General features: G+C 46.8%; 8 protein-coding genes. 1 reads left to right on the plus strand and 7 read right to left on the minus strand.

The window, feature by feature from the left end; genetic code table 11:
• From BGI33_RS06915 to BGI33_RS13435, 5 genes are all read right to left on the minus strand, one after another.
• The coding region (locus BGI33_RS06915) for an RHS domain-containing protein (protein ID WP_144235385.1) at positions 1–1226 on the minus strand (1226 nt) is incomplete at its 3' end.
• 225 nt (positions 1227–1451) lie between these two features.
• A complete protein-coding gene (locus tag BGI33_RS13430; RefSeq protein ID WP_218965155.1) occupies positions 1452–1904 on the minus strand; it encodes a hypothetical protein in 453 nt (150 codons plus the stop codon).
• The gene (locus BGI33_RS06925) at positions 1898–2257 is read right to left on the minus strand and encodes a hypothetical protein (protein WP_144235386.1); all 360 of its coding nucleotides are present in this window, start codon (positions 2255–2257) and stop codon (positions 1898–1900) included. The genes BGI33_RS13430 and BGI33_RS06925 overlap by 7 nt, the downstream gene beginning before the upstream one ends.
• Before the next feature lie 88 nt (positions 2258–2345).
• On the minus strand, positions 2346–2816 hold the full coding sequence (locus BGI33_RS06930) for a hypothetical protein (protein WP_218965156.1): 471 nt from the start codon (positions 2814–2816) through the stop codon (positions 2346–2348).
• Positions 2794–3585, minus strand: a complete 792-nt coding sequence (locus tag BGI33_RS13435; protein ID WP_218965157.1) for an RHS repeat-associated core domain-containing protein — start codon at positions 3583–3585, stop codon at positions 2794–2796. The genes BGI33_RS06930 and BGI33_RS13435 overlap by 23 nt, the downstream gene beginning before the upstream one ends.
• 60 nt (positions 3586–3645) lie before the next feature.
• Between BGI33_RS13435 and BGI33_RS13440 the strand changes: the two genes are divergently transcribed.
• On the plus strand, positions 3646–4023 hold the full coding sequence (locus BGI33_RS13440) for a hypothetical protein (RefSeq protein ID WP_218965158.1): 378 nt from the start codon (positions 3646–3648) through the stop codon (positions 4021–4023).
• Between the two features lie 228 nt (positions 4024–4251).
• On the opposite strand, the gene BGI33_RS06940 is transcribed toward BGI33_RS13440, so the two are convergent.
• The gene (locus tag BGI33_RS06940) at positions 4252–4686 is read right to left on the minus strand and encodes a hypothetical protein (RefSeq protein ID WP_100090537.1); all 435 of its coding nucleotides are present in this window, start codon (positions 4684–4686) and stop codon (positions 4252–4254) included.
• A complete protein-coding gene (locus BGI33_RS06945) occupies positions 4673–9067 on the minus strand; it encodes an RHS repeat-associated core domain-containing protein (RefSeq protein WP_100090538.1) in 4395 nt (1464 codons plus the stop codon). Before BGI33_RS06945 ends, BGI33_RS06940 begins: the two co-directional genes overlap by 14 nt.
• Positions 9068–9304: the final 237 nt, after the last annotated feature.

Below are 9304 nucleotides of genomic sequence, written 5' to 3' on the forward strand. Positions count from 1 at the left end.
ATGGGTTCGTGTTCGATTTCATGAATTCGCTTACCCCATAACTGAAAGCTGCATTCCCACAGTATTTTACCGTTTGCATCGGTTAGCTCTTCTGGACAGCCGTTCAGGTCGGTGTGGAAGTAGCGGATATGTTGTTCATGGTTGCCGTCTGTGTCTATACGTGCCAGTGGTTCGTAGCTGTTCTGGTCGGTATAGATATACAGGCTGGTAGGATGATTCGGGCCAGTTTCCTGAATCATTCTTAAGCCGTCCCAGAGGAAGCGGGTACGGTTGTAAGGTTGGCCGTCGCGGTCTATCTGATGCTTTTCGATACGCCGGCCAAGAGCATCGTAGACATAGCCATAACGCTGGCTGCGGCCTGTTTGTTCGATGCGTACTTCGCTCAGGCGGTGTTCAGCGTCGTAGTGGTAGTGCTGGGTGGCGCCGATGCTCTGTTTGATTTGGGTTCTGCCGTGCTCGTCGTAGCGGTAGTGGTGACTTCTGAAATGCAGGAGCTGATTACAGCGAATCAGGTTGTAGTTGCTGTAGTCTTCTCTGTATTTGCTGTCCAGCAGGTTGGCGGCCGCATCGTATTGCAGGGTTTCCCAGTATCTCTGGTTACGGCAGCCTTCGATTCTGCCGGTGTGATCATAGCGGTAATCGGTCTGGCCGTGTTTGCTGTGTCTTTTGCTTACTAATCGGTCGAGGTTGTCGTACTGGTAGCTGCGTTCGATGAGGATATCAGGCAGGATGGGATTCTGATTGCGCCGTATCTGTTTGCGTTGTAGCCGGCTGTTGCGGTCGTATTTGAACTGGGTGTTCAGGCGTCCCTGGGTGCGTAATATTTCGCGGTGCAGGTTGTCGCGTTCGATGTCGCTGATGATGTGGCCGTCGATGTTTATCTGGTGCAGGTGGCCGGAGCCGTAATAGAGGTTGTTGATGGTGCGCCCATCCGGCAGGGTGGTGGCGATGCGGTTGCCCAGTGGGTCGTACTGGTGGCTGAGGGTGCCCTGTGCGGTGGTTTCGCTCAGTAGGTTACCCAGCAGATCGTAGCTGAAGGTGATGAGGTCGGGTTCTGCTTCTGCGGGCAGGCCGGCTTTTTTGTAGCCGACTTTGATAAGGTTGTCGGCTTTGTCGTACTGGTAGGCGGTGGTGCCGTCGGTGGTATATTTGCCGATGAGGCGGCCGATGGCATCGCGTTTGAAGCGGTGGGTGATTTCGGCACTGCTGCCGGCAGCAAAGTGCACGGCGCTGACGTTATTCAGTGCATCGTAGCTGTATTTCTGTTTACGCCCGTCCAGATCGGTTTGTTCGATGAGGCGGTCGGCGGTAATCTAGGCAAAGCTGCGAGGTAACCACCAGCACAGTCGTTAGAGGTTTGTAGCTATCCGGCAGCCTATTTTAACTACAATTAGAATATAAATTTAATATTAAAAAGTATTTAAATATCAAAATTATATTCTAATTTCTAATCATAACGATGCATATATCTTTTTTAACTGCTCACCATATTTCTTACTATTAGGTATTTTAATTTTTTTCAGGTAAATGTTGAGATTGTCGACGTCGTTAGTAATTAAATAATATTCTAAAAGATGAATGATGAGAAAATTTTTATACGGAGGGCGGCGTTCTATTAGCACATCCTCTTCATCATTGCCTTCTTGTTCATCTGGCTCATTAAGAAAAATACTGAGTTTAAGAGCAGTATATTTTAAAAAAGAATCAAGACTATTAGCTAATATGGTTTCTAAATCAGATAAAGAGGCACCAGATAGATTTATATCATTTGCATCATATTCAAATAATATAGGCGGTAATTCTTCTTCATTTGTAGAAATTTTGTATTTTTTCTCCAACTCATCTAGTGCTCTTCTGTATAAGAAATTATTTATAAATTCATGAATTTCAATAACATTTACCATTTGTCAATATCCTTTATTATTCTCACAAGCTTAGAACCCGTTTTTCTATACTGATCGACGGCTTCATGTTCCCACGGGGTTAATTTTGTAAGATTATCATGATTATGAACGTTTTCACCACCAACTCTCTGCGGAATATCTTTATGATGTAACTCCATCGAAACATCCTTTATTTCATTTGCACCAGTTTTTCTTTTTATTACTTCAACTTGTAATTTAGGTGCCTTACCCTCTTTCATTAATTCTATATTATTTTTCGAGTACATACTAGGATTATTTTTAGCTTCATTTTTCCAAAATTTCTTTCTTGATGTACTCCAACAACTCCAGCCCCACGGATCAATCCAAGTCAACCCATTAGGCGGATATTGATACAGATTAATCTTACCCAGCAACCCAATCGAGATTAGCTGGGTAAAGCGTCCGTAGTTGAATATGTATTTATTCTACTTTTTTCTCATGAAGAATATTAATAAATAAATTATGTATATTCTGGCAAAAAAGTGAATTTTCAATTAATTCAGGCAATACAAGTACATAATAAAATACATTATCAAAATGCAAATTTATATCATAAGGTTCAAAATCCGAATCATTATCGAATTCAAATAGTGTAGCGATTCCATTCAACGTTGTATTTTTTGCCTCGATTCCAAAGCAACCTTCACCATTAATATCCAAATTATAGCCATTCTCAAGGTGATAATCTTGCATTTCATCATTTTTGTAGAAAAATAGAAATTCTTCATCTCGAAAACTATCTCGTTTATATTTATAATTAATAGATGCTATTTTTTTGATCAATGAAGAAAATACATCATCTATCAACTTATTAGTATAAAACCCATACATAACACCTGTCCATTCAGTCATATATTTATCTCCTAAACTATTTGCATCCAGAAGCGCCATGTTTAATATCACCTCGGAGCTTATTATTCGCACTTCTGAGCTGTATATCTTCTTCTATATATAGCCTTAAATATCCATTCTGTCGATCTACTCTTTTAACCTTAGAGCTATCGATTTCAAATGAAATAAAATTAGTACTCTTTTCTTTGGTCAATCCCATTTTACCTCGCAAGCCTGATGATTTTAGCTCCTCTGGAGATAATGTAGTTACATATACACCCTGAGGTTTGCCCTGAATAGAACCTTTTCCTCTAGCACCTGGATCTTTTTTTCTAATTACACCGGATCCCATAATCCCGTTATATCCATCTTTACTTGTGTAGTGATAAACGCGAATAGCATCTAGTCCCCACGGATCAATCCAAGTCAACCCATTAGGCGCATACTGATACAGATTAAACCCACCCAGCAGCCCAATCGGATCTGGCTGTGTAAATCTACCTATATCCGGATCATAGTACCTGAAAGTATTGTAATGTAAGCCGGTTTCTCTGTCTAAATATTGTCCCTGATATCTGAGGTTTTGCTCTATGGGTTCGTGTTCGATTTCATGAATTCGCTTACCCCATAACTGAAAGCTGCATTCCCACAATATTTTACCGTTTGCATCGGTTAGTTCTTCTGGACAGCCATTCAGGTCGGTGTGGAAGTAGCGGATATGTTGTTCTTGGTTGCCGTCTGTGTCTATCCGCGCCAATGGTTCGTAGCTGTTCTGGTCGGTATAGATATACAGGCTGGTGGGGTGATTCGGGCCGGTTTCCTGAATCATTCTTAAGCCGTCCCACAGGAAGCGGGTACGGTTGTAAGGTTTGCCTTCGCGGTCTAACTTTTGTTTTTCGATGCGTCTGCCAAGGGCGTCATAGAGGTAGCGGTATCGTTCGGTTTTGTTGAGCTGTTCAATGCGTACTTCGCTCAGGCGATGTTCGGCGTCATAGTGGTAGTGCTGGGTGGCGCCGATGGTCTGTTTGGTTTGGGTTCTGCCGTGCTCGTCGTAGCTGTAGTGGTGCCCTCTGAAATGCAGGAGCTGGTTACAGCGAATCAGGTTGTGGTTGCTGTAGTCTTCTCTGTATTTGCTGTCCAGCAGGTTGGCGGCCGCATCGTATTGCAGGGTTTCCCAGTATCTCTGGTTACGGCAGCCTTCGATTCTGCCGGTGTGATCATAGCGGTAATCGGTCTGTCCGTGTTTGCTGTGTCTTTTGCTTACTAATCGGTCGAGGTTGTCGTACTGGTAGCTGCGTTCGATGAGGATATCAGGCAGGATGGGATTCTGATTGCGCCGTATCTGTTTGCGTTGCAGCCGGCTGTTGCGGTCGTATTTGAACTGGGTGTTCAGGCGTCCCTGGGTACGTAATACTTCGCGGTGCAGGTTGTCGGAGCCATAATAGAGGCTGTTGATGGTGCGCCCATCTGGCTGTGAATAAAAAAGATTAATAAACTATTTAAATGTTTTGAATTTTGATAGCCAATAATTGCCTTTATCATATACACAACTAATTAAAACATTTCCTTCTGTTTTGATCGTTAATTCACGACTATAACAATACTGTTTTTCAAAAGACCAGTTTATATCAGCAATATCAAGATATTTCATAATAAGTTCAAAACTTGTTTCAGAATATATAATTATATTATTTAATAAAGTAATTGGATGACGAGCTAAATCAAATCCTAAGGAATATATCTTGGAATCAACTACCATTATTTCCAGTGAATCATAAAAATAAGAAAAACCTTCACTTTTGTTCAATTTATCAAAATAATATTTTTTACCCAAATCTTTTTTTTGCAAAATAGAATATATTTCTTTCTCTGATAAGCCTACTTTTAATTCCAAATATATCCCTGTTCTAAGAAAATCAGTTAAGTCCATTAATTTTCTCCAGCATTTTTGAAAATTTAACCATACCCCGTTCAGCCAATTCAATTGACTTTTTATTACTATTTGGGTCATTTAATATCTTTTTAAAATCTTCTATGGTATGAGATATTTGGGTTTTAGTTTGTCCCATAATTTTTTTATCGTTTATCAAACCTTCTATATGCTTGTTAGCTTGATTTATGGATTTTTTACTAATACCTTTCATGTCACCAAACCGCTCCCAGATAAGATTGCCAGCTTTATCTAAACCTAATTTAGCCTCCGTAATCTTTCTTCCATTAATAGATATATCTAAATGAGGTCCTTTAACCCTTACATCATCGAAACGATATGGTTGCATTTTCCCTGTACAGCTCAATCCTAGCGGATCAATCCAAGTCAACCCATTAGGCGCATACTGATACAGATTCAAACCACCAGCTAAACCAATCGGGTCGGGCTGGGTAAATCTACCTATATCCGGATCATAGTACCTGAAAGTATTGTAATGTAAGCCGGTTTCCCTGTCTAAATATTGTCCCTGATATCTGAGATTCTGCTCTATGGGTTCGTGTTCGATTTCATGAATCCGCTTTCCCCATAACTGAAAGCTACATTCCCAAAGTATTTTACCGTTTGCATCGGTTAGTTCTTCTGGGCAGCCATTCAGGTCGGTGTGGAAGTAGCGGATATGTTGTTCTTGGTTGCCGTCTGTGTCTATCCGCGCCAGTGGTTCGTAGCTGTTCTGGTCGGTATAGATATACAGGCTGGTGGGGTAATTCGGACCGGTTTCCTGAATCATTCTTAAGCCGTCCCACAGGAAGCGGGTACGATTGTAAGGTTGGCCGTCGCGGTCTATCTGATGCTTTTCGATACGCCGGCCTAAGGCGTCGTAGACGTAGCCGTAATGCTGGCTGCGGCCTGTTTGCTCAATGCGTACTTCGCTCAGACGGTGTTCAGCGTCGTAGTGGTAGTGCTGGGTGGCGCCGATGCTCTGTTTGGTTTGGGTTCGGCCGTGCTCGTCGTAGCTGTAGTGGTGTTCTCTGAAATTCAGGAGCTGGTTGCAGCGGATGACATTCTGATTGCTGGGGTCTAATTCTATTGGCCGTCTGTGGTCTAATAGGTTAGCAGCAGCATCATATTGCAGGGTTTCCCAGTATCTCTGGTTACGACAGCCTTCGATTCTGCCGGTGCGATCATAGTAGTAATCGGTCTGCCCGTGTTTGCTGTGTCTTTTGCTTACCAGCCGGTCGAGGTTGTCGTACTGGTAGCTGCGTTCGATGAGGATATCGGGCAGAATCGGATTCTGATTGCGCTGTATCTGTTTGTGTTGTAGGCGGCTGTTACGGTCGTATTTGAACTGGGTGTTCAGGCGTCCCTGGGTACGTAATACTTCGCGGTGCAGGTTGTCGCGTTCGATATCGCTGATGATGTGGCCGTCAATGTTTATCTGGTGCAGGTGGCCGGAACCGTAATAGAGGTTGTTGATGGTGCGCCCATCCGGCAAGGTGGTGGCGATGCGGTTGCCCAGTGGGTCGTACTGGTGGCTGAGGGTACCCTGTGCGGTGGTTTCGCTCAGCAGGTTACCCAGTAGATCGTAGCTGAAGGCGATGATATCGGGTTCGGCTTCTGCGGGCAGGCCGGCTTTTTTGTAGCCGACTTTGATAAGGTTGTCGGCTTTATCGTACTGGTAGGCGGTGGTGCCGTCGGTGGTGTATTTGCCGATGAGGCGGCCGATGGCATCCCGTTTGAAGCGGTGGGTGATTTCGGCACTGCTGCCGGCAGCAAAGTGCACGGCGCTGACGTTATTCAGTGCATCGTAGTTGTATTTCTGTTTACGCCCGTCCAGATCGGTTTGTTCGATGAGGCGGTCGGCGGCATCGTATTGAAACTGGTAGTGTTCGCCGTTTTCGTTGATAAGGGCGTTAAGGCGGCCATAGGCGTCGTAGTTAAAGCCGAGTTTGCGTCCGGCAGCATCGATGCGGGTATGCACCAGTCCGCGCGGGTCGCGCTGGTAGTGGGTGCTGTGGCCGGCGGGGTCTGTATAGGTGAGTAGCTGGCCGGCACTGTTGACGCGGTAGTGTTCCTGTCTGCCGTCGGTTAAGGTAACGCCGGTAAGCTGGCCGGCAGCGTTGTAGTGGTATTTGCTGCTGTTGCATTGGGCGTCAACGATGGCGATGAGGTTGTTGTGCCGGTCGTAATTCAGTTCGGTGATGGTGCCGGAGCAGTCTCTGTGCTGAATCAGTTGGCCGTTCTGGTTCCAGCGCAGGTATTTGTTGCCACCGCGAGCATCGGTTATTTTGACGATCTGACCGTGCTGATCGTACTGGTACTGGGTACGCTGTTTGTGGGGGTCGATAACGCTGCGCAGGTTGCCACGCTGGTCGTAGTAGTAACGCCAGGTGCTGCCATCGGGATCGACGCTGATGGTGGGCAAAGCCCAGTGCGGCAGCCACTGGGTTTGGCTGGTACGGCCGAGGGGGTCGGTTTCGGCGGTTTCGCGTCCCTGTTCGTCGTAGCTGTAGCGCCACTTCCCACCTTGCGGATCGGTGACGCTGACCAGTTGCTGGTCTTCGTTCCACTCAAATTCGGTAGTCTGGCCGAGGGGGTCGATATAACGGGTGATTTGGTAGACTTCGTTCCAGTAGTGTTTGCTGCTGCGGCCGATGCTGTCGTGGACGGTGGTGAGGCGTTGTTCGAGATCATACTGGAAGTGATAGTCTTCTAGTCGTTTGCCGTCGGCTTCGCTCCAGTGATGGATGACGCGCCATGCGGTTTCTGCTGCTCCGTCGAAGTGCTGCCACTGGTAATAACACTGTAGGCCGGTAGGCAGGCGGTGGTAAGTCATGCGCCGGCCGTTGTCGTAGGCAAATTCTCTGGTGGGGCGGTTTTCAGCATCGATGACTTGTTGCAGGTCACCCTGTTCACTGTAGTGGTACTGGCTCAGTAGCCGGCTGCTGCCATCGGCTAGTTCTCTTTTGATGTGGGTAACGCGCTGGGGAAGGCGTTTATCCTGATAGTGCAGGGAGATGGTGGCGGTGTTGTTGTCGGCGCTGATGTGGCTGATGCGGCTGTGCTGATCGCGGTAGATAAACAGGTGGTTGTCGTTGCGGTCTTGCAGCAGGGTAAGGCAGAGGCGGTTGGGGTTGTTTGGGTCGGGTTCGAACAGGCGGTAGGTGCCGTCGTCGTCTTCGATGACCCAGCGATTCTGTTCGCCACGGCGGATGCTGATATTTTCACTGACGATGCGGATACCTTCACCCGGCTGCAAGGCTTCGATTTCAAGGCGCCGTCCCTGTTCGTTAATGTAGAAGGCGGTGCAGGAACCGTCTGACTGCGGATTGATTTCCATTTCTACTTCATAGGGGATGCTCCAGCCGGCACCAAACATGTTATGGGTGCGGGTATCGATGCTGCTGTAAAAACGCTGCCATTCGATGGGGAAATGGGCGGGGATGGTGAAGTCGAGCTCTTCGGTGCCGGCAAGGAGTTTGGCACCGGTGGGCAGGTGGACGGGGTTGCCACGGGTGACGGCTTTGGTCGTGCTGGCGATGGCATAGCTGGTGGCGCCATTAATGGCAAGGTTGACCAGCAGACAGCCAATTTGGACACATCTTTTATTGGGACGCTTAAGGGAGGCTAATATACCAACGCCTAAGGATATGGGGTGTTTGCCACTGCGGATCGGGCGCACGACGATGGGTTTGCCACCGATGCGCACGTTGTTGGAAACTCTGACGCCACCCTCGCAGTTGTCGGTGACTTTGGCTTCGCAGGTGCTGCGGTCGTTGCTGCGTACGGCAGGCTGGCCGTTGATGTAGACTTTGCTGGAACCTTCGGCCATGTATTCATATGTGCCGGGTAGATGTGGATGCTTGGCGCAGGTGATTTTGTCGTTATCTTTGGGTACTGCCCGTGGATCGGCTGTAGCTACGGTAGGTCTGAAAATTTCTTTAGCCATTTCCCACAAGCCACTGAGTATGCCTGCGGCTATGTCGAGGAATTCTGTGGGTTGTTGTGGTTGTTCGCCGTCATCGGTCAGTTCGATGCTTGGGTCTATTGTGCCCGCGGCGCGAGCTGCCGGTTTGCTGTTGATACGGGTATTGGGTGAGCCGGTGGTGATTTTGCCATCTTCGTTGAGAGGAAAGATGCTACTGACCCAGTCGGCGAGATTAGATACGACATTATCGCCGCCGGTCATGGCCATGACGATGCCTACGACAAGGCTTAATGCCAGTCCGCCGGTGGTTATGGTGCCAAAAACGAGGAAGCCTGCGGCCGCGGTAATGGCGGCGTAGGTGGCGATTTCTACGGCGGCGCCAACGATGTCTGCAAGCATGGAGGTGTGTAAAAGGATGTCTCCCTCGCGGGCAGCCCAGTAGGCTTCTCCCATGCTTATGTCTCCTTTGGTTGATAAACACAGTTTGTTACCAGTTTATTGCTTTAGTATTTCATGGTTTGGTTTAATTTTGTTAAATTAAAATTATTAAATTAGTTTATTTGTTGATTTATATTAATTTGTATTTATTTTTAGGTAATTTTTGTGTTGTATTTTATCAACGGTGTAGATGATTGAGTGCTGGAAATAATAAAAGCAGCTTTCCGGTAAGGGGTTAGCTGCTTTGGTGTG

The sequence above is a fragment of the Snodgrassella alvi genome, from assembly GCF_002777425.1.
Taxonomy (GTDB): domain Bacteria; phylum Pseudomonadota; class Gammaproteobacteria; order Burkholderiales; family Neisseriaceae; genus Snodgrassella; species Snodgrassella alvi_B.